This is a genomic window from Inquilinus ginsengisoli (assembly GCF_050434925.1).
Classification (GTDB): domain Bacteria; phylum Pseudomonadota; class Alphaproteobacteria; order DSM-16000; family Inquilinaceae; genus Inquilinus; species Inquilinus ginsengisoli_B.
Genome location: NZ_JBNDJK010000001.1, coordinates 3,889,215 through 3,909,923, shown reverse-complemented (window position 1 = coordinate 3,909,923; position 20,709 = coordinate 3,889,215). Strand labels below are relative to the sequence as shown.

The following is a 20,709-nucleotide window of genomic DNA, read 5'->3' as shown; positions in this document are numbered from 1 at the left end:
TGCCACGCTCACCGCCGCCGGTCGAGAACGTCGAGCTCGCTCCACATCCAGGTGAAGTCGTAGCTCGCCAACCTCTCGTCGGGGTTACCGCGGCTCTGGTTCTCGAGATATTTAAGCCAGTCGGCCAACTTCTCCTTGCCCTCTGCGGTCCGTGCCGCCGCGCGCGGAGCGACGCCGCCCAACATCTTGAGCGGGCGGTCGAGCGCCTCCCGATAATGCGCATCCAGTGTCTCGCGAAGGATTTCGGCCTCGTCCTCAGGCGACAGACCGCTCGGCGCGATCGGCCGGTCGGCCGCTTCCGCCATCGCCTGATCCGCCGTCTGGATTTCGGTGAGCGGCGGCCGGACCAGATCGCCGAGACCGGCCGTGAGCATGGCCGTCCCGCGCTCCATCCGCGGCGCGGAATTCGTCGTCAGCACGACCGCCTCGTCGACGATCTCGACACCCCCGAACACCTGTTCCCCGGTGTCGAGGGTGCTGAAGAACGTCTCCGCGGCCTGCTCGCCCGCCTCTTCCGCCGGCGGGGCGACCTCACCGGCCGGCGCCTCGCCGACCCAGTTCCAGAAGGTTTCGCTCGCCTCGACCAGCTCCGGAACCCGTCTCAACCGGTCCCGGATCGCCTCGGCATTCGTCCCGGCTGCCCATGGATAGTGCGTCTTGTGGAAGACGATCTCGTCCCCCTCGCGGTTGAGGAGTCTCGGCCGCTTCGGGTCATTCAGGCGCGACAAGGTCTGGTTGAGCCAGACGACGGTGAACAGCGACGCCGAATTCACCAGGACGACCAGCGCTGCCGCCTCCCGCTCGCCCTCATCGGACAGGGCTTCGCCCGCATTCGCCGCGATCTTCCGGATCTCGGTCCGCATCCGCTTCACCGTCTTCCCGAGGGCTTCCAAAAGCCGGCCGGCGGCCTCGGGCTGGAATACCAGGACGCCGCCACCGATCACGGTCTTCCCGCTGTGCTCGACCACCCGCGCCCCGAGCTTGTCCCAGGGCTTCAGCATGCGGCTCGCACTGCGCTCGCCGACGCGGATCGGCTCGCCGCTTCGGATCAGGTCGCGAACCAGAAAGGACTCACCGGGGACGATGTCACTGACCTCGTAGAGGCTCATCACGGAATTCCCGAGCGCCTCCATGTAGCGCTTCTTCGGCACCGCCTCTTTCCAACCCCGCCGCTTGAGGTAGTCGGCGACGATCGTCTGCCCGTCCGAAGCGCGTCGGCGGGTCAGGAAGTCCTCGAAGGTACATCCCCATACATTCATGTACTGGCGTTCGCCGAGGACGCCTGGAAGGTCGTCTGGGTCGAGATCGAACGGGTCGCAGCCCGCCCCGATGTGGTCCCAGAAGACGCCCTGCCACGTCTCCGCCCATTCGTCGCGCTGCGCCCATTTGATCAGGCCCGAAAGGTCGGTCGCCATGGGGAACTCCCTCATCAGCCGCTGAAGGCCCCGGTAGCATGCGAAGCCGTCGGCTTCCACCCCCGGATCTCGATCCACCGGCCCGGTTGCGTCGCGGCGGCGGCTGTGGTTCGGTGCCGGCGATCCTGATCACCAGACCAGAGAGCCGAGCCGATGAGCGCCTTCAAGACCCTCGACGACGTGGATGTGCGCGGCAAGACCGTGCTGGTGCGCGGCGACCTGAACGTGCCGGTCGAGGACGGCCATGTCAGCGACACCACCCGCCTGGACCGGCTGGCCCCGACCATCGACGAGATCGCCGACAAGGGTGGCCGGGTCGTGCTGCTGTCGCATTTCGGCCGGCCCAAGGGCGTGACTCCGGAATTCAGCCTGAAGACCATCGTGCTGCCGGCGCTGGAGGAGGTGCTGGAGCGCCCGGTCGCCTTCGCCGGGGACTGCGTCGGGCCCACCGCCGAGGCGGCGGTCAAGGCGCTGAAGGACGGCCAGATCCTGCTGCTGGAGAATGTCCGCTTCCATCCAGAGGAGGAGAAGAACGACCCGGCCTTCGCCAAGGCCCTGGCCGCGCTGGGCGACATCTACGTCAACGACGCCTTCTCCACCGCCCACCGCGCCCATGCCTCGACCGAGGGCATCGCCCACCACCTGCCCGCCTATGCCGGCCGGCTGATGCAGGCCGAGCTGGAGGCGCTGTCGGCCGCGCTGGAGGCACCGAAGCGGCCGGTGCTGGCGATCGTCGGCGGCGCCAAGATCTCGACCAAGCTGGACCTGCTGGGCAACCTCGTCGCCAGGGTCGACCGGCTGGTGCTGGGCGGCGGCATGGCCAACACCTTCCTGGCCGCCCAGGGCGTGGATGTCGGCAAGAGCCTGTGCGAGCACGACATGGCCGGTGCCGTGCACACCATCCTCGGCAAGGCCAAGGCGGCCGGCTGCGAGATCGTGCTGCCGGCCGACGGCGTCGTCGCCCGCGAATTCAAGGCCGACGCGCCGCATGAGGCCGTCGACAACTCGGCCATCCCGGCCGATGCCATGCTGCTGGATATCGGGCCGAAATCCGTGGCCAATCTGAAGGCAATGCTGGCCGAGACCAAGACCGTGGTCTGGAACGGCCCGCTCGGCGTCTTCGAGAAGCGCCCCTTCGATGCCGGCACCGTCGCCGTGGCCCGCGCCGCCGCGGACCTGACCCAGGCCGGCAAGCTGCTGACCGTGGCCGGCGGCGGCGACACCGTCGCCGCCCTGGCCCATGCCGGGGTCGAGGACCGCTTCTCCTACATCTCCACCGCCGGCGGCGCCTTCCTGGAGTGGCTCGAGGGCAAGGACCTGCCGGGCGTCGCCGCGCTGAAGCGCTGAGAACGCGGAAAGGCCCCTACCACTCCATTCTCCTTGCCGTCATTCCGGCGAAAGCGGGAAGCCTTCTCCATTGACGGCCAGATCCCCGCTTCCGCGGGGATGACGGAATGAAGGGAGAAAGGCCATGGCACAGGCCTTGTCCGAATGGGGCATGGCGGGCGTCGAGGCCCTGAGGGGTCGAGTCGTGGTGCTGGTCATCGTCGACGTGCTGTCGTTCTCGACCGCCGTCGACGTGGCGGTGTCGCGGGGCGCGGCGGTCCTCCCCCTTCCCCATGGCGACGACTCTGTCGCGCGGCTGGCGGCGGAGCGCGCCGGAGCAATGCTGGCGCGGCCGCGGCGGGCCGCAGGCGGCCAGTTCAGCCTGTCGCCGGCGAGCCTGTTGGAGATCCCGGCCGGGACCAGGCTGATGCTGCCTTCTCCCAACGGTTCGCGACTCTCGCTGGCCGGCGGCGGCACGCCGGTGCTGGCGGGCTGCCTGAGGAATGCCGCCGCCGTGGCCCGGGCGGCGCTCGGCCTCGCCCGGGGCGGCGCGGTCGGCGTCGTTCCCGCCGGCGAGCGCTGGCCGGATGGCGGCCTCCGTCCCGCGATCGAGGACCTGCTGGGCGCCGGCGCCGTCATCGATGCGCTGGCGCTGCCCTGCTCGTCCGAGGCCCAGGTGGCGCGGGACGCCTGGCGGTCTGCCGGCGCGGACCTGCCCCGCCTGATCCGGGCTTCGGTGTCCGGCCGCGAGTTGGTGGATGGCGGCTTCCCCCGCGATGTCGACCTCGCCCTGGAACGAGGCGTCAGCTCGTCCGCGCCACAGTTGATTGATGGCGCGTACCGGGCCGTCTGAATGTCGCTCTTGGGCAGAGAACCGGACCTTGGAGCGGCGGATGCTTCCGCACAGGACCGGCCTTGGCGGACGTGCGCTGGGCGATCTTGCCCAAATCTCCTTATTTCTGATGACCGCATAAAATTTCATGAAATTTGAAAATAAAAACCTTGCCAGTGCTCTAGAATTTGTTACTCAATCGCTTCGGTAGGCGATTCATCCTACTTATGATTACATTTTTGTTTACGCCTCGTTCCGGATGGCCGCTATGGCATGCCGCCCCGGAACGTTGGGAACGACAACCCAAACAAAATCCTGGAGAGACCCGACAATGGCGATTTTGAACGGCACGGAAGGTGCGGACGACTTCAGCGGTACCGCTGACGACGACGCCATCAACGGCCTGGGCGGCAACGACCGGCTGATCGGCATGCAAGGAAACGACGTCGTCAACGGCGATGCGGGCGATGACGAGCTGCACGGCAGCTGGGGCAACGACACGCTCAATGGTGGCGACGGCTTCGACATCATCGCCTATCTCAACTCGGATGTCGCGGTCACGATCAATCTCGGCACCGGCGGGGCCGCAGGGGGCTTTGCCGACGGGGACCAGTTTTCCGGCGTCGAGGGCGTCAGCGGCAGCCAGTTGAACGACGCATTGTGGGGCGATGCGGCTGCCAACACGCTCCTCGGCATCGAAGGCGATGACCGGCTCATCGGCATGGCGGGAGACGACGTCATTGATGGCGGCGCGGGCAATGACGAGCTGCACGGCAGCTGGGGCGCCGACACGCTCAATGGCGGCGACGGCATCGACCTGATTGCCTATCTCAACTCGGATGCCGGCGTCACGGTCAATCTCACCACCGGCGAGGCAGCCGGAGGCTTTGCCGCCGGGGACCAGTGGACCGGCATCGAAGGCGTCAGCGGCAGCCAGTTGAACGACCTTCTGATCGGCGATGCGCTTGCAAACACGCTCATCGGTCTTGAAGGCGGCGATACGATCAAGGGCGCCGCGGGCAATGACACGATCAGGGCAGACGCCGGCAATGACGCCATGAATGGTGGCGCGGGAGCCGATGCGATCGATGGCGGCACCGGCATCGACACGGCCGACTACAGCGGCAGCGGATCTGCGGTCACCGTCAACCTGGCGACCAACGCCAACACTGGCGGCTACGCCGAGGGCGACACCCTGAGCGCAGTCGAGAACCTGCAGGGCAGCGTCTTTGGTGACACCCTGACCGGCGACGGCGCGGCGAACATCCTGCGGGGCTTCAACGGCAACGACGTGCTCGACGGTGGCGCCGGTTGGGACACCCTCGAGGGCGGCAATGCCGACGACCAGCTGGCTGGCGGTGCCGGCGGCGACATCCTGCGCGGCGGCGCCGGTGCCGACCATCTGGCCGGCGGTGCCGACTACGACATTGCCAGCTACTGGGACAGCGCCGTCGGCGTGACGATCAACCTCCAGACCCAGGTCAACACCGGCGGCACGGCCGAGGGCGATACGATCGCCGATGACGTCGAGACGATCAACGGCAGCAATCACGACGACGTGATGACCGGCAACGCCCTGAGCAACGCGCTCATTGGGTTCGACGGTGACGACATCCTCAACGGCGGCGGCGGTGACGACATCCTGCGGGGAGGAACTGGCGCCGACACGCTGAACGGCGGCAGCGGCAGGGACTTCTTCAGCTACACAGCGGTTTCCGACAGCACCGTCTCGGCCGCCGACACGATCCAGGACTTCCAAACCTGGGACGTGATCTCGGTTCGGATGATCGATGCCGACGGCGATGCCGGGAACGGCGACACGGCCTTCAACTTCATCGGTGCCGCCGCCTACACTGGAGTCGCCGGCCAGTTGCGCTATGCGTTCACCAGCCCCGGCGTCACCACCATCGCCGGCGACGTCAACGGCGACGGCACCTCGGACTTCCACATCCGTCTCGACGGCGCAATCACGCTGCAGGCCTCGGACTTCATGCTGTAACCCGTACCGGCTCGGGCGTCCGCGCGCCCGAGCCGTTCTCCTCTTGGCGGACCAGTGTGAACGCAATGTTCATTGCGTTCATCCCCGGCTCTCCCGCTCGATGCGGCTGTCGATCGCCATGACCGAGCGGATCCGCGCCGACTACCTGAAGCGCAAGGCCGGGCGGAAGGAATCGGGCGAGCAGGAGCGGCGCCGCCGGCGGCGGGAGCAGGCCGCCGAGTCCGTCCGTCGCCGAGGCGGTGGCCCAGCCGAACGAGGCCGGGGACGTCGAACGCGTGCGGTCGATGGTGTGGGAGACGCTGGTCGAAGACAAGATCCTGGACGTGCAGTTGGACACGCTGTCGCTGCCGAAGCGGAGCCCGATGACGGCCTCGCCGATCGCGAGGCCGAGGCAGACCGGCCCCGCTCGCCGGATGAGTCCGCCGTCGGCCGGCCCCTCCCGAGCCGTCGAAACCGGACAGCAGCTGAGGGCCGGTGCGGCACGACCGCGTAGGTTGGATTCGCCTTCGAACCCAACATCTCGCCCCGCGCCATGACCTGTTCGGTTCGCGTTCTGCGAACCCCCGGTCTCGCTCGATCTCTCCTCCCCGGGCTTGACCCGGGGACCCGCGGGAGAGGCAACGCGAAGGCCGATCGACAGTTTCTCCCGGATGCTCTTGAACCCCGCCCCTCACTCCACCCGGCCGAATTGCCGACCGAGCCAGTCGAAGGCCTCCGACTGCTCCTCGGCCCGGAAGATATGGGCGTTCGGCCAGACCTTGGCGGCGAACCGGTCCGGCGCGCCGGCATCGGCCCAGACCCGCTCCATGCTGGCGAAGGCTTGACGCACCGAGGCCACCGGGAACAGCGGGTCGGTCTCGCCGGCATAGAACAGCATCGGCTTCGGCGCCGCGATCGCCGCCGCGTCGGGGTAGTCGAACCAGCGGAACATACCGGGATGCAACATGTTGAAGGCCGACTGGCCCTTGAGCTGGTTGTTGCCGGGCACCATCAGCCCGTCCAGCGTCGCCATCCAGTTGACCGCGACCCCGGCGGTGACCGCGTCGGTCAGCGCCGCCACCTGCCAGGCGCGGAAGGCGCCCATCGAGAAGCCGATCGCCGCGACCCGGCCCTTGTCGACCTCCGGCAGCGATGCCAGGTAGCGCGCCGCCCGCACATCCTCCACCGCGATAGTGCCGGCCAGCGAGGAGCCGAGATTGAACAGGTTGGAGGCCAGCGCCTGCTGCGACTCCGGGCCGTTGTTCTGCCGGTCGCCCCAGCCCAGCGCGTCGGTCGCCAGCACGACATAGCCGCGCCGGGCCAGATCGTCGCCGATGAAGTTGCCCGAATAGTATCTGTCGACCCAGGCCTGGGCCGAGGCCAGCCGCGCATCGTCGCCCCAGGGCCGGACCATCTTCTCCTTGCCGATATCGAACTTGCCGCCGTGGTCGTGCAGCACCAGCGCCGCCGGGAACGGCCCCCGCCCCTTCGGCACCAGCAGCAGCGCGGCGACGCGGCTGTTGCCGGTGATCGACAGCACGATCCTCCGCGCCACGTAATCGCCGCGGTCCTGCTCCTCGACCACCCTTGCGTCGAACGGCGTCGAATCGTCTGGCTGGATCAAGAGGTCCCACAGCTTCGCCCGGGCGGTCGCCCGCCACTGTGGGAAGTCGCCGCGGGCTGGGTCCCAGGCCAAGGCGAAATGCAGCTGATCCTTCAGCTTCTGGTAGAAGACCGGGAGGTTGTTCTCGGTCACCCCCTTCGTCTCATAATCCGCCGCGAGGACCGCAGGCGGCGTCGCCGCGGTGATGAAGCTGCCGGTCTTGGCGATCAGCTCGTCGACCATGTCGACGCCATCGAAGGCGTTGAAGACGTGGTCCATCGGCCGCACCCACAACTCCTCCGGCCCGTCATGGTTGTCGAGCAGCACCTGGCCCGCGATCGGCTGCGGGAAGACCACGTCGTCCTTGGTGCCGACCGCGACCAGCAGCGGCCCCTTGTAGCGGGCGATCTCCGCCACCGGGTCGGTCACATACAGGCTCCGGAAGAAGCCGCTCTTCAGCGAGACCTCGGCGCCCCAGGGCAGCTTCGCCGTGACCGGCTTGTCGCCGCTGGCCAGCCCCTGCTTGACGAGGTCCGCTCCGAACAGCAAGGCGATCGACGCCGGCATGTTGGTGCCCGGCGCCCACGCCGAGACCGAGGTCAGCTTCTGCTTCGTGCGGCCGGCAGTGATGGCGCCGACCGCACCGCCCATGCTCCAGCCGACCAGGGCGATGCGGTCCTTGTCGACCGCGCCCTCCGCGGCGAGGAAGTCCAGCGCGGCCAGCGCGTCCTTCACCTGCCCGTCCAGCGTCATGTCGGCAAAGGCGCCACCACTGTCGCCATTGCCGCGGAAGTCGATGCGCAGGCTGGCGATGCCCTGGGCCGCCCAGATCCGCGCGGCGCGGCGGAAGATGCCCTCCTTCACCGCCGGGATCTCCAGCTCGTCCCGGCTGCCGGTGAAGCCGTGCAGCAGCAGCACGGCCGGCGGCGAGGCGACGCCGGCCGGCAGCGCCAGGGTGCCGACGACGGTCTGGCCGTCGACCGTGAACTCGACCGTCTTCTCGGCCGCCATCGCCGCGCCGCCTGCGATCAGGAGCGAAGCGGCCAGTGCCGCCCGTGCCAGCATCCGGAACCCAATCACGCGCCCTCCCCAGGATCGTTATCCTGCCCGTTCCGGCAAGCTCTATCACATTCCCACGGATGGGTCCTACCGCAGCCCGGGCAGCGCCGCGGCGATCGGCTCCAGCATCGCCCGGCCCAGTCGGGCGCTGCGCTGCGGCGACCAGCCGGTGCGGGCGTCCGGCGCATCGACCTGGTCCTTGAACGGCATCTCCAGCAGCACGGTCAGGCAGCCGAAGCGTTCGGCGATCCAGTTCCAGGCCATGCGCAGATCGGCCTCGACCGGCGGCCCGCCCGGATAGGGGTGGCGGCGGCTGTAGTCCGGGCTCGCCACCTCCAGCCCGCGCATGAAATCGACGAAGCGCCGGCGCAGCACCGGGCTGCGCGACGGGATCTCCAGCGGCCCGCCGAGGAAGTTGTAGGGCAGTTCCTCGTCGCCGTGGATGTCGAGGCAGAAATCGACGCCCTCGACCTCCATCGCGCCGCGGATCGCCGCCACCTCCGGCGCATCGGTGGCCGCCGGATCGTTCCAGGCGCGGTTCAGGTTCATGCCCAACGCGTTGGTGCGGGTGTGGCCGCGGGCGCAGCCGTCGGGGTTGGCGGTCGGCACGATGTGGATCACCGCCGCCTCGCGCAACCCGGCAGCGAGCGGATCGGCGGGGTCGAGCAGCCGGCCCACCAGCCCCTCCAGGAACCAGCCGCCCATGGTCTCGGACGGGTGCTGCCGCGCCATGATCCACAGCCGCTTCTTGCCCGGTCCGGGATGGCCGATCGTCAGCCGGTCGATCGGATGCCCGTCCGGCGTCCGGCCCAGCACGTCATGCGCCACCTGCGGCGCCTGCCGGGCGCGGTCGACCAGCGCCCGGTGCCGAGCCAGCGGATAGGGCGCGAAATAGGCGTAGTCGACTGCGTCGTGCCGCGGCCGGTCGACGATCGAGAAGACACCGTCTCGAACCTCCGCTCCAACCCGCAGCCACTCCGTGCCGTCATGCGAGGCGACGGCGCGGTAGCCGGTCCAGCAATCGGGGATCTCGTCCCGCCCGGCCAGCCGTGCCAGCCGGTCCGAGTTCTCGAAGGTCATGCGGCAGTCACGGCCGCGGGCACCGTGCAACCGGAAGTGGAACCATTGCATGTCCGGCGCCCGGCCGTCGGGCCGGAGCGCCAGCCGGATCGCGCCGGGGTCGTCGCAGGCGAGCACCGCGACGCTGCCGCCCTCGAAATCGGTGGTGATCCGCAGCTCCGGCATCCGGCCCCGCTCCTCCTGCGAAGGGGAGGGCTCCTGCCCTCCCCTGCCCGGTCATTGCGGCGTCGGCCGCATCACCCCGTCGGGGCCGCGGCGCAGCGGCGCGGTCTGCTTCGGCAGCGGCGCGCCCGGCGCCTCGGCGATGGTCACGCCATGCGGCCAGTCGGCCGGGGCGATGGCGACGTAGCGGGCATAGCCGCCGGTGCCGCCCAGCGGCTTGGCGAAGCCGATGGTGATCAGCGCCCCGGCCTCCGGCACCTGGTCGAGATTGGCCACGCCTTCGGCCTGGGTGAAGTGGTTGTGCATCAGCCAGGCCTCGCCCTCCAGCGTCGGCGTGGCGTCGGTGTCCAGCGGCTCATGGCCGTGGAACAGGATGCGGCGCTCCAGATGCAGGAACTTCAGCGCGTCCAGCGACACGCCGGGGAACGGCTTGTCGTTAAAATGCTCGACATCGCTCCACTTCTTCGACCAGTCGGTGCGGACCATGACCACGCTGCCCTCGGGCACGGTGCCGTGCTTGGCCTCCCAGGCGGTGACGTCGTCCACAGTCATGGCGTAGCTCGGGTCCTTCGCCACCTTCTCGTGGATATCGATCAGCACCAGCGGCCGCACCGCGAAGGTCGGCGGCAGGTCGCTGATCGTGGCGCCGAACTCGTCCCAATGCGCCGGCGGGTCCAGCTGGGTGCCGTACTGGTCGGTCGGCAGGGCATAGGCGCTGGCGACGAAGCCGTGCTTGGCATAGGTGAATTCGTCGCCCTTCTTGGCGTAGTCCGGCAGCTCGTTGCCCGCGATCGCCGGCTTGAACTCGGCATTGCCGAAGCCCGGCCAAACCGGCTGGGTCGGCGCGAAAGCATGGGTCAGGTCGATGTACTTCGCGCTCTTCAGCGCCGAATCATAGACGCTCCACAGCCCTTCCGCCGCCTGCGCCGCCGGCGCGGCGGCCAGCGCGAGGGACAGGACGGCCGTCGCGGCCGGAATGCGCAGCATGGAAGCCCCCTTCGATGGTTTGCACCGGCGAGCATCGCCCGACCCCGGGCCCGCCTCCAAGCGGTAAGATCATGCGCTGGCTTGACGCCTGGCCCCGGCCAGCTTATCCCTGGGCTGCCCCTGACGGCTCGGAAAGGAGGGTATGACGATGGCTGCCATTGTCCGCGCGTTTCGCGCCACCCTTTGCTGTGCCGCCGTTCGGACCTCCTGACATCAGGATTCCATCGGCCGGCGCCTGACAGGCTTTCCGACCGAGGATTTCCGAATTGATCGAACGCTATGGCTGGAGCCAGGGGCTCCAGGATGATTTCAGCCCTCATGCAGCCCAAGGCCTGAGCCCGGCGCGCGTCACCGTGCAGCGGCGCGGCGCCTACACCCTCATCACGCCGCAGGGCGAGATGACCAGCCACCTGTCCGGGCGCTTCGCCCATGAGGCACAGGAGGGCGAGTATCCGGTGACCGGCGACTGGGTCGCTGTGTCCGTGCCCCCGGACAAAGCCAGCGCCACCATCCATGCCGTGCTGCCGCGGCGCAACGCCTTCACCCGCAAGGCGGCCGGCCCCGGCCGGCCGGTTGCCCAGGTGGTGGCCGCCAATATCGAGGTCGCCTTCCTCGTCACCTCGCTGAACGCCGAGCGCAACGCCCGGCGGATCGAGCGCTACCTCGCCACGGCATTGGAGAGCGGGGCCGCGCCGGTGGTGGTGCTGACCAAGGCCGATCTGTGCGACGACCGCGCCCCAGCGCTTGCCGAAATCGAACCGCTGACCCGGGGCGTGCCGGTCCATGTCGTTTCCGCCGTCAGCGGCGAGGGCATCGAGGGCTTGCGCGACTGCTTCGCCCCCGGCCAGACGGCGGTGCTGCTGGGCAGTTCCGGCGTCGGCAAATCCAGCTTGGTCAACGCCCTGGCCGGGATGGAGAGGATGGCGACCGGCGGAATCCGCGAGGACGACGCCCGCGGCCGCCACACCACCACCCATCGCGAGCTGGTGCTGCTGCCGGATGGGCGTCTGGTGCTGGACACGCCGGGCATGCGCGAGCTGGGGCTGTGGGATGCCGAGGCCGGTGTCGCCACGGCCTTCGACGACATCGAGGCGCTGGCGGCGACATGCCGCTTCGGCGACTGCCGGCATGAGGCGGAACCCGGCTGCGCCGTGCGCGCGGCGCTGGAGGATGGCCGCCTGGATGGGGACCGCTGGCGCAACTGGGGCAAGCTGCAGCGCGAGCTGGCGCATCTCGGCCGCCGGGAAGACCCGGTTGCCCGGGCCGCGGCGCGCAAGGTCTGGATCCAGCGGCAGAAGCAGGGCCGCGCCGCCAAGAAGCGGGGCGACTTGGAGTGAAGCCTCAGGCCGGGTTCGAGATCTCGATCAGGTTGGCGTCGGGATCGCGGAGATAGACCGAGCGGATCGGCCCGGTGGCCCCGGTGCGGGGCACCGGGCCCTCCTCGATCGCGATGCCGAGGCTGTCGAGATGGGCCACCACCTCCTCCAGCGGCGTCGCGGCGATGAAGCAGAGATCGGCCGAGCCGGGCGTCGGCCGCAGCGCCTTCGGCTCGAACTCCCGCCCGGCCTGGTGCAGGTTGATCTTCTGGTCGCCGAAGCGCAGCGCGGTGCGGCCCTGGCCGAAAACCTCGACCGTCATGCCGAGTGCCCGGGCGTAGAAGTCGCGGGTCGCCTCGATGCTGGCCACGGTCAGCACCAGATGGTCGAGATGGTCGATGCGGATCATGCCGTCCTCCTCGGTTCCCGGGATGATAGGACGGCATGCCGGTCAGTCCCAACGCCCGTCCCGGCGGAAGCGGTCGCCACCCACCTCCAGGGTTCCGTCGGCGACGGTGCCCATGGCGGTGAAGCCGGAATCGTCGGCGAAGAAGAGCTGGCCCGGGCCGCGGATCTCCCAGCGGCCGGTATAGGCGCTGCGCCGGGCGCCGCGCGCCTCGTCGTAGCGGCCGCCGGCCAGTAGCTCGAGCCGGATGTGGCCGTTCTCGGTCACCCACATGCCGGCGAGATCGGCTGCGGAGAGGTCGGTGCGTGTCATGTCGATAGCCTGTGTCAGGGTCGTCTGGGCGTCGGCGGCCGAGGCGGCGAGAACCGCCCAGGCCGCCAGGACGATGCGGGAGGGCGCCATCACGGCCTCCGCTCAATAGGCCTGGGCGGTCGGGCGCACGACCAGCTCGTTGACGTCGACCTCCGGCGGCTGGGCGACCGCGTAGGCGATCGCACGGGCGATGGCCTCGGCCGGGAGCAGGTCGCGGCGGTAATCCTCGATCGCGGCCCGCCGCAGCTCCGGGTCGGAGATGCCGTTGGCCAGCTCCGATTCCGTCGCGCCCGGCGCCACCACCGTGACCCGGATGCCGCCGCCGATCTCCTGCCGCAGCCCCTCGGAGAAGGCGCGCACGGCGTACTTCGTCGCCGAATAGACCGCAGCGGTCGGCACGATGCGCCGGTCTGCCACCGAGGTGACGTTGACGATGTGGCCGGAGCCCTGGGCGCGGAACACCGGCAGCGCCGCGGCGACGCCGTACAGCACGCCCTTGAGGTTGACGTCGACCATCCGGTCCCATTCCTCGACCTTGAGGTCGGTGACCGGGGACAGCGGCATCACCCCGGCATTGTTGACGATCACGTCCAGCCGGCCGAACTGCGCCACCGCGGCCTGGACGAAGGCGTCCACATCCTCGCGGCGGGTGACGTCCAGGCGCTGCAGCGCCACCCGGCCGCCGTCGCGGCGGATCTCGTCGGCCACGACTTCCAGCCGGTGCAGGCGGCGGGCGCCCAGCATTACCGCGGCGCCGGCCTTGGCGAAATGGCGCGCCGCGGCCTCGCCGATGCCGCTCGACGCGCCGGTGATCGCGATGATTTTGCCTTCCATGGGGATCTCCATCGGTTGCGGCACCGATCGCCGCTGACGGAACCCTATGACTTGACCCATCACGACACGAGCGCATAGTCGACATCATTTCAATGACTGCAAGTCGTGCTCATGGTCTTCGATGGCCGCCTGCTGAGCGGCATCAGCGCCTTGGCCGCGGTGGTCGAGGCCGGCAGCTTCGTGCGGGCGGCGGACAGCCTGGGCCTGACTCAGTCCGGTGTCAGCCGCGCCATCGCCCGGCTGGAGGCGCGGCTGGGCGTGCGCCTGTTCGACCGCACGCCGCGGGCGATCACGCTGACCGAGGAAGGCCGCCGCTTCTACGACGGGGTGATGCCGCATCTGACCGGGATCGAGGAGCGGGCGGCCGAGGCGTCGGGCGGCGCCACCGCGGTGCGCGGCCGGCTGCGGGTCAATGCCGATGCCGCCTTCGGCCACTCCGTCCTGGCCCCGCGCCTGTCCGGCTTCATGGCGCGGCATCCGGAGATCGAGCTGGAGCTGGTGGTGCGCGACCGCATCGGCGACCTGGTGGCCGAGGGCTTCGACATCGCGCTGCGCTTCGGCGAGCCGGAGCCGTCAGGCCTGAACAGCAAGCTGCTGCTGGAGACCCGGGTGCTGACCTGCGCCGCCCCCGACTACGTGGCCCGGCGCGGCCGCCCGCAGCATCCGGAGGATCTGGTGCGGGACTGCCATGAATGCGTGCTGGTCAAGGAGGCCGCCACCGGCCGGCCCTATGAATGGGAGTTCCGGCGCAAGACCGAGCTGCTGTCAGTGCCGGTCAAGGGCCGGCTGACGGTGAACGATTCCGGCAGCCTGATCGGCGCCCTGCTGGGCGGCCAGGGCATCGGCCAGCCGCTGGAGTTCAGCGTGCGCGACCTGCTGGCATCGGGCCGGCTGGTCCGGCTGCTGCCTGACTGGTCGGACGAGGGCTTCCCGGTCTACGCCTATCACCGCTCGCGCGGCCTGCCCCCAGCCCGGGTGCGCGCTTTCCTCGACTTTGTCTTCGAGATCACGGTGTAGGGGCGCCGAAGCGCCCCTTCCCGTCCGGTCGATCAGGCCGCCGCGGCGAGCGGCTGGGGCTCGAGCACCAGCCCATCCTCGCCGGCGGTGACCTTGACCGCACTGTCGTCGGCCACCCGGCCCTCGAGGATCGCCGTTGCCAGCGGGTTCTGCAGCTCGCGCTGGATCACCCGCTTCAGCGGCCGCGCCCCATAGATCGGGTCATAGCCCTGGTCGGCCAGCCAGCCCTTGGCCTTGTCGTCCAGCTCCAGCGTCACCTTGCGGTCGGCCAGCAGGTGGCGCAGGCGACCCAGCTGGATCTCGACGATGCCGGTCATGTTCGCCCGGGTCAGGCGGCGGAACACGATCATCTCGTCGAGCCGGTTCAGGAACTCCGGCCGGAAGTGCTGGCGCACCGCCATCAGCACCTTCTCGCGGCTGACGAAATCGATCTCGCCCTCGCGGTCGCCCTGTTCGATCGAGGCGACGGCGAGATGCTCCGAGCCCAGATTCGAGGTCATGACGATCAGCGTGTTGCGGAAATCGACCGTCCTCCCCTGCCCGTCGGTCAGGCGGCCGTCGTCCAGCACCTGCAGCAGCACGTTGAAGACGTCCGGATGGGCCTTCTCGACCTCGTCGAACAGGATCACCTGGTAGGGCCGGCGCCGCACCGCCTCGGTCAGCGCCCCGCCCTCGTCATAGCCGACATAGCCCGGCGGGGCGCCGATCAGCCGGCTGACCGAGTGCTTCTCCATGTATTCCGACATGTCGAGGCGGACCATCGCCGTGTCGTCGTCGAACAGGTACTCGGCCAGCGCCTTGGTCAGCTCGGTCTTGCCGACGCCGGTCGGGCCCAGGAACAGGAAGCTGCCGATCGGCCGGTTCGGGTCCTGCAGCCCGGCGCGGGCGCGCCGCACCGCACTGGCCACCGCCGTCAGCGCCTCGTCCTGGCCGACCACGCGGGTCTTCAGCTTCTCCTCCATATGGAGCAGCTTCTCGCGCTCGCCCTCCAGCATCCGGTCGACCGGAACGCCGGTCCAGCGGCTGACCACCGCGGCGATGTCGTCGGCCTGCACCTCCTCGCGCACCATGTGCGAGGCCTGGGCCGCCTCGGCCTCCTTGAGCTTCTTCTCGAGATCCGGGATCACGCCGTAGGTCAGCTCGCCGGCACGGGCCCAATTGCCGCCGCGCTGCGCCTGCTCCAGCTCGCCCCGGGCCTGGTCCAGCTGCTCCTTGACCTTGGTCGCCGCGGACAGCTTCTCCTTCTCCGCGGTCCAGGCCGCGGTCAGGGTCGAGGACTGCTCCTCCAGCTCGGCCAGCTCCTGCTCCAGCTTGGCGAGACGGTCCTTCGAGGCCGCGTCGGTCTCCTTCTTCAGGGCCTCGCGCTCGATCTTCAGCTGCATGGTGCGCCGGTCCAGCGCCTCGATCTCCTCGGGCTTGCTGTCGACCTGCATGCGCAACCGGGCCCCGGCTTCGTCCACGAGGTCGATGGCCTTGTCCGGCAGGAACCGGTCGGTGATGTAGCGGTTCGACAGGGTCGCGGCAGCCACGATCGCGCCGTCGGTGATGCGCACGCCGTGGTGCAGCTCGTACTTCTCCTTCAGCCCGCGCAGGATCGAGATGGTGTCCTCGACCGTAGGCTCGGAGACGAAGACCGGCTGGAAGCGCCGGGCCAGCGCCGCGTCCTTCTCGACGTGCTTGCGGTACTCGTCGAGCGTGGTGGCGCCGACGCAGTGCAACTCGCCCCGCGCCAGGGCCGGCTTCAGCATGTTCGAGGCGTCCATGGCGCCGTCCGCCTTGCCGGCGCCGACCAGTTGGTGCATCTCGTCGATGAACAGCACGATCTCGCCGGCGGCGGAGGTCACCTCCTGCAGCACGGCCTTCAGCCGCTCCTCGAACTCGCCGCGGAACTTGGCACCGGCAACCAGCGCGCCGAGGTCGAGCGCCAGAAGGCGCTTGTTCTTCAGGCTCTCCGGCACGTCACCATTGACGATGCGCAGCGCCAGGCCCTCGACAATCGCGGTCTTGCCGACGCCGGGCTCGCCGATCAGCACCGGATTGTTCTTGGTGCGACGCGACAGCACCTGGATGGTGCGGCGGATCTCCTCGTCGCGGCCGATCACCGGGTCGAGCTTGCCCGACCGCGCGGCCTCGGTCAGGTCGCGCGCGTATTTCTTCAGGGCATCGTACTGGCCCTCTGCGCCGGGGCTGTCGGCGGTTCGGCCCTTGCGCATGGCATCGACCGCGTGGTTCAGCGTCTGCGGCGTGATCCCGGCCTGGACCAGGGCCCGGCCGGCCTCGGTCTCCTTGGCGATGGCCAGCGCCAGCAGCAGCCGCTCGGCCGCGACATACTGGTCGCCGGCCTTCTTCGCCTGCTCCTGCGCCTGGTCCAGCGCGCGCGCCAGCTCGCGGCTCATATAGACCTGGCCGCCGCCGCCCTCGACCTTGGGCTGCTTGGCCAGCGCCTGCTCCACCGCCTGGGCCGCGGCCTCGGGCCGCCCGCCGGCGCTGCGGATCAGGTTGGCCGCGAGCCCTTCCTCGTCGTCGAGCAGCACCTTCAGCAGGTGCTCGGGCAAAAGCTGCTGGTGGCCGCGGGTCAAGGCCGCGGTCTGAGCGGCCTGGAGGAATCCCTGGCTGCGCTCGGTGAACTTCTGAAGATCCATACGTCTAGTCTCCGCTATCCGGCGCGGTCGTCTTGCTCGAAGCCCGACCCCGCCTTGATCCACATTCGTGCGATCCGGGAGGATGCAGGACTGATGTAGGGGTGTGGCCCTGCAGCAACAAGGGCTGTCGGGACCATCTCTGAAGACCCGCCACAGGCCGGCCGATGCCGGGCCGGTCCCAATCGCGCATAGCGGCGATCCTCGGCGCGCTGATTGTTTCCACCAGCCAGAACGCGCTAGGGTTTTTGCCCGGAACCCGAGACCCGCCATGACTGCCGTCCGCATCGCCGAACTGTACCGCTACCCCGTCAAGGGTATGACCGGGCAGAAACTCGCCGCCACCGATCTCGCCGCCGGCGAGACGCTGCCGCATGACCGGCGCTTCGCCATCGTGCACGGCGCCAGCCAATGCGACCCCACGGCGCCGAGCTGGCAGCCGAAGCGGCAGTTCCTGCAGCGGATGACCGACGAGCGGCTGGCCCTGCTGGGCATCGATTACGACGACGTGACCGAGGCGCTGACGCTGAAGCGCGACGGCAAGCAGGTGGCGCGCGGCCTGCTGTCCCTGCCGATCGGGCAGGAGCTGATCAACCAGTTCCTGAACGCCTTCATGAAGGACGCGCGCGGCGCGGTGAAGATCGTCTCCGCCCCCGGCCTCGCCTTCACCGACAAGCCGGAGAAGCTGGTCTCGCTGATCAACCTGGCCTCTGTGAAGGACATCGAGCGGGTGACGCGCGCCCCGGTCGACCCGCGGCGCTTCCGCGGCAACCTGATCCTCGAGGGCCTGCCGGCCTGGGCGGAGTTCGACTGGATCGGCCGCGAGCTTGCGATCGGGCCGGTGCGGCTCAAGGTCGTCTCACGGATCACCCGCTGCGCCGCCACCAACGTCAACCCGGCGACCGGCGAGCGCGACCTGAACATCCCGAAGGCGTTGATCACCGGCTTCGGCCATGCCGATTGCGGCATCTATGCCGAGGTGCTGGCCGGCGGCCGGATCGCTGAAGGGGACACCCTGACGGTCGTGTGACCGGGCCGGCCCGGAGGCGAACCCGGTCCACGTTGTCGTTACGGCCGCACCGGCCCGGTGCCCGCGCCGGTGCTCTCGATCGCGGCGGCGATCTCGCCGACATCCTCCGCCGTCAGCTCCAGCGTCGCGGCGTCGAGCCAGCCGTCGACCTGCTCGGGGCTGCGGGCGCCGACGATCGCGGCGGTGACCGCCGGCCAGGCCAGCGTCCAGGCCACCGCCACGGCGGCGACCGAGGTGCCGTGGCGCGCCGCCACCGGCTTCAACGCCTCGGCCAGCGCCAGGTTGCGGGCCAGCCCTTCGCCGGTGAAATGCGGCGAGCGCGAGCGCCAGTCGTCCTTCGGCAGCGCCGCCGCCCGTTCCGCCGTGAAGGCGCCGGTCAGGAGGCCGGACTGCATCGGGCTGTAGACGATGACGCCGGTCTGGTGCGCGGCGCACCACGGCAGCTCCGACGCCCCGATGTCGCGGCGAATCGCCGAGAATGGCGGCTGCAGCGTGTCGACATGGCCGACCGCTTCGGCCCGCGCCAGCAGCTCGACATTGTGGTTGGACAGGCCGACGGCCCGCACCTTCCCTTCCGCCTTCAGGTCGAGGAAGGTCTGCCACAGGGTCTCGATCGAGGTGCCGTCCTCGGCCGGCCAGTGCAGCTGGTACAGGTCGATCCGCTCGACGCCGAGCCGCTTCAGCGAGGCTTCGACCTCACGCCGCAGGCTGTCTGGCGCGCCGACCCGCTTCGGCACCGCGGTGCGGTTGGCCTCGTCCCAGATCAGCCCGCCCTTGGTGAAGACATAGGGCCGCTTGTCGGCCGGGATCTCGCGCAGGGCGCGGCCGACGATCTCCTCGGAATGGCCGAGGCCGTAGACCGCGGCGGTGTCGATCCAGTTGATGCCGACCTCGGCGGCGTGGCGGATCGCCGCCACCGAGGCGTCGTCGTCCTGCTCGCCCCAGGCCGCGGCCCAGCCGGCGCCGCCGATCGCCCAGGCGCCGAAGCCGACCCGGGTGATCGCCATGTCGGTGGTGCCGAAGCGCCGTGTCGGCAGATGCGTGTGGCCTTCGCTCATGGTCTTCTCCCGGTCATGTCCGGCCTGGAGAATGACGGCATCGCATTCATCGTTCCAATTGAATGTTCAGATCGCATTCAGCATGATCGCAGCACAATCGGCGAAATCGGGCGGGACCATGGATCTGAGGCAGCTGGAGCATTTCCTGGCGGTGGCGGAGGAGCAGCACTTCACCCGCGCCGCCCGGCGGGTGAACATCGTCCAGTCCGGCCTGTCGGCTTCGATCCGGGCGCTGGAGGAGGAGCTGGGCGCGCCGCTGTTCATCCGCAGCACCCGGCGGGTCGACCTGACTGCCGCCGGCCGGGTGCTGGCCGAGGAGGCGCGGCGGGTGCTGGCGGCGGCGCAGGGTGCCCGCGACGCCGTCGCCGCGGTCCAGGGCCTGGCCCGCGGCCGGCTGGCGATCGGCACCACCCACAGCCTGGCGCCCTTCGTTGAACTGCCGGGGCTGCTGGCCCGGTTCCACGCCGCCCATCCCGGGGTCGAGATTCGGCTGTGCCAGGGCGGATCGGACCGGCTGTTCGAGAAGCTGCGCGACAGCCGGGTGGACCTGGCCTTCGTGCCGATGCAGCCCGCGCCGCCGCCGGATGTCCGGGCCACCATGCTGGCCTGCGAGGAGCTGGTGGCCGCCTGCCGCCACGACCATCCGCTGGCGGGCCGGAAGAACGTGGCCCTGAGCCGGCTGGGCCGCGAGACCTTCGTCGATTTCCAGACCGACTGGGGCACCCGGCAGATGGTCGACCAGGCCTTCGCCCGGGTGCGGGTGGAGCGCCGCACCGGCTTCGAGGTCAACGACCTGCCGACCGCGCTCGACCTGGTCGCCCTCGGCCTCGGCATCGCTTTGGTACCGGAGGCGCTGATCGCCGCCCATCCAGCCGACCCGCACCGCCCGCCGCCGGCGGTGGCGACACTGGCCCCGCCGGAGATCTGCTGGGAGCTGGGCGTCGCCCATGCCGAGCGCGGCGCCAGAGACGGCCCGGTCAATCCCGCGGCGCGGGCGTTCCTGGCGCTGCTGATGGAGTCGCGCCGCGTCGCCGCGGCGGCGTAGGCGTCGTCAGGCCACCTGCACCGGCGCGCCGGACCATTCGGTGACGACGTCGGACAGCGCCGGGCGCGGCCGGTCCTCCGTCGGCTCGGTCGGGGTGCCGAGATAGATGAAGCCGATGATCTTGTCGGTCGCCGGGTTGTGGCCCAGCAGCTCGACGATCTGCGGGTGGTAGGCCGGCCAGCCGGTGATCCAGCTTGCGCAGTAGCCCTGGCCGTGCGCCGCCATCAGGATGTTCTGGCACAGCGCGCCGCCGGACAGGATCTGCTCCAGCTCCGGGATCTTGCCGGGCTGGGGCTTGTGGGTGATCACCAGCAGCAGCGGCGCCAGGGCCGGCTTCTGCCGCATCGCCTCGACCAGCGCCTCGGTCGCGTCCGGGGTCTCGCGGGCGAAGATCCCGGCCATCGCCTCGCCCAGCCGGCGCTGCCCGTCCTTGCGCAGCACCTGGATGCGCCAGGGCGCCAGCTTGCCGTGGTCCGGCACCCGCGTGCCGGCCCGCAGGATCCGCTCCAGCGCCGCGGCATCCGGGCCCGGCTCGACCATGTTGCGGGCGGGCACCGAGCGCCGCTTCAGCAGAAGATCCAAGGCATCCATGCTTCGTCTCCGATGATCC

At 69.8% G+C, this 20,709-nt stretch carries 17 protein-coding genes; 7 read left to right on the top strand and 10 right to left on the bottom strand.

Translation table 11 applies throughout. The features are described 5' to 3' along the window. Positions 1-8: 8 nt before the first annotated feature. On the bottom strand, positions 9-1,415 hold the full coding sequence (locus tag QFZ27_RS18545; protein ID WP_429227854.1) for a DUF7986 domain-containing protein: 1,407 nt from the start codon (positions 1,413-1,415) through the stop codon (positions 9-11). Positions 1,416-1,568: 153 nt separating this feature from the next. Between QFZ27_RS18545 and QFZ27_RS18540 the strand changes: the two genes are divergently transcribed. The 3 genes from QFZ27_RS18540 to QFZ27_RS18530 all read left to right on the top strand — a co-directional run bounded on the left by QFZ27_RS18540 (position 1,569) and on the right by QFZ27_RS18530 (position 5,572). Next, entirely contained in the window at positions 1,569-2,762 is a 1,194-nt protein-coding gene (locus QFZ27_RS18540) for a phosphoglycerate kinase (protein ID WP_429227853.1), read from the top strand. Between the two features lie 124 nt (positions 2,763-2,886). Beyond that, on the top strand, positions 2,887-3,594 hold the full coding sequence (locus QFZ27_RS18535; protein WP_429227852.1) for a 2-phosphosulfolactate phosphatase: 708 nt from the start codon (positions 2,887-2,889) through the stop codon (positions 3,592-3,594). Between the two features lie 310 nt (positions 3,595-3,904). Then, positions 3,905-5,572, top strand: coding sequence for a calcium-binding protein (locus QFZ27_RS18530; protein ID WP_429227851.1), 1,668 nt, complete (start codon positions 3,905-3,907; stop codon positions 5,570-5,572). Positions 5,573-6,242: 670 nt separating this feature from the next. Here the strand turns inward: QFZ27_RS18530 and QFZ27_RS18525 are convergent. The 3 genes from QFZ27_RS18525 to QFZ27_RS18515 all read right to left on the bottom strand — a co-directional run bounded on the left by QFZ27_RS18525 (position 6,243) and on the right by QFZ27_RS18515 (position 10,442). After that, entirely contained in the window at positions 6,243-8,234 is a 1,992-nt protein-coding gene (locus tag QFZ27_RS18525) for an alpha/beta hydrolase family protein (protein WP_429227850.1), read from the bottom strand. A 66-nt stretch (positions 8,235-8,300) separates the two neighbouring features. Further along, positions 8,301-9,458, bottom strand: coding sequence for a M14 family metallopeptidase (locus tag QFZ27_RS18520; protein ID WP_429227849.1), 1,158 nt, complete (start codon positions 9,456-9,458; stop codon positions 8,301-8,303). A 51-nt stretch (positions 9,459-9,509) separates the two neighbouring features. Next, positions 9,510-10,442 (bottom strand): cyclase family protein, encoded by a 933-nt coding sequence (locus QFZ27_RS18515; RefSeq protein ID WP_429227848.1) that lies wholly within the window; start codon positions 10,440-10,442, stop codon positions 9,510-9,512. A 266-nt stretch (positions 10,443-10,708) separates the two neighbouring features. On the opposite strand from QFZ27_RS18515, the gene rsgA reads away from it, so the two are divergent. Next, positions 10,709-11,779 (top strand): ribosome small subunit-dependent GTPase A, encoded by a 1,071-nt coding sequence (gene rsgA / locus QFZ27_RS18510; RefSeq protein WP_429227847.1) that lies wholly within the window; start codon positions 10,709-10,711, stop codon positions 11,777-11,779. 4 nt (positions 11,780-11,783) lie between these two features. On the opposite strand, the gene QFZ27_RS18505 is transcribed toward rsgA, so the two are convergent. Genes QFZ27_RS18505 through QFZ27_RS18495 form a run of 3 tightly spaced genes read right to left on the bottom strand, consistent with a single transcriptional unit; the run spans position 11,784 to position 13,310 of the window. Further along, positions 11,784-12,167 (bottom strand): VOC family protein, encoded by a 384-nt coding sequence (locus tag QFZ27_RS18505; RefSeq protein WP_429227846.1) that lies wholly within the window; start codon positions 12,165-12,167, stop codon positions 11,784-11,786. A 42-nt stretch (positions 12,168-12,209) separates the two neighbouring features. Next, on the bottom strand, positions 12,210-12,566 hold the full coding sequence (locus tag QFZ27_RS18500) for an Atu4866 domain-containing protein (RefSeq protein ID WP_429227845.1): 357 nt from the start codon (positions 12,564-12,566) through the stop codon (positions 12,210-12,212). A 12-nt stretch (positions 12,567-12,578) separates the two neighbouring features. After that, positions 12,579-13,310 carry an SDR family oxidoreductase gene (locus QFZ27_RS18495; RefSeq protein ID WP_429227844.1) on the bottom strand — a complete coding sequence of 244 codons (732 nt, stop codon included), beginning with the start codon at positions 13,308-13,310 and terminating at the stop codon, positions 12,579-12,581. Between the two features lie 111 nt (positions 13,311-13,421). Between QFZ27_RS18495 and QFZ27_RS18490 the strand changes: the two genes are divergently transcribed. Next, a complete protein-coding gene (locus tag QFZ27_RS18490; RefSeq protein ID WP_429227843.1) occupies positions 13,422-14,327 on the top strand; it encodes a LysR family transcriptional regulator in 906 nt (301 codons plus the stop codon). A gap of 32 nt (positions 14,328-14,359) precedes the next feature. Here the strand turns inward: QFZ27_RS18490 and clpB are convergent, their stop codons facing one another. Further along, a complete protein-coding gene (gene clpB, locus QFZ27_RS18485; protein ID WP_429227842.1) occupies positions 14,360-16,969 on the bottom strand; it encodes an ATP-dependent chaperone ClpB in 2,610 nt (869 codons plus the stop codon). Between the two features lie 268 nt (positions 16,970-17,237). Between clpB and QFZ27_RS18480 the strand changes: the two genes are divergently transcribed. Continuing rightward, a complete protein-coding gene (locus QFZ27_RS18480; RefSeq protein WP_429227841.1) occupies positions 17,238-17,996 on the top strand; it encodes an MOSC domain-containing protein in 759 nt (252 codons plus the stop codon). A 38-nt stretch (positions 17,997-18,034) separates the two neighbouring features. On the opposite strand, the gene QFZ27_RS18475 is transcribed toward QFZ27_RS18480, so the two are convergent. Then, the gene (locus QFZ27_RS18475) at positions 18,035-19,054 is read right to left on the bottom strand and encodes an aldo/keto reductase (RefSeq protein ID WP_429227840.1); all 1,020 of its coding nucleotides are present in this window, start codon (positions 19,052-19,054) and stop codon (positions 18,035-18,037) included. 118 nt (positions 19,055-19,172) lie between these two features. Here QFZ27_RS18475 and QFZ27_RS18470 point away from each other — a divergent pair, with 118 nt between their 5' ends. Further along, positions 19,173-20,099, top strand: coding sequence for a LysR family transcriptional regulator (locus QFZ27_RS18470; RefSeq protein WP_429227839.1), 927 nt, complete (start codon positions 19,173-19,175; stop codon positions 20,097-20,099). 6 nt (positions 20,100-20,105) lie between these two features. Here the strand turns inward: QFZ27_RS18470 and QFZ27_RS18465 are convergent, their stop codons facing one another. Further along, positions 20,106-20,690, bottom strand: a complete 585-nt coding sequence (locus QFZ27_RS18465) for a nitroreductase family protein (RefSeq protein WP_429227838.1) — start codon at positions 20,688-20,690, stop codon at positions 20,106-20,108. Positions 20,691-20,709: the final 19 nt, after the last annotated feature.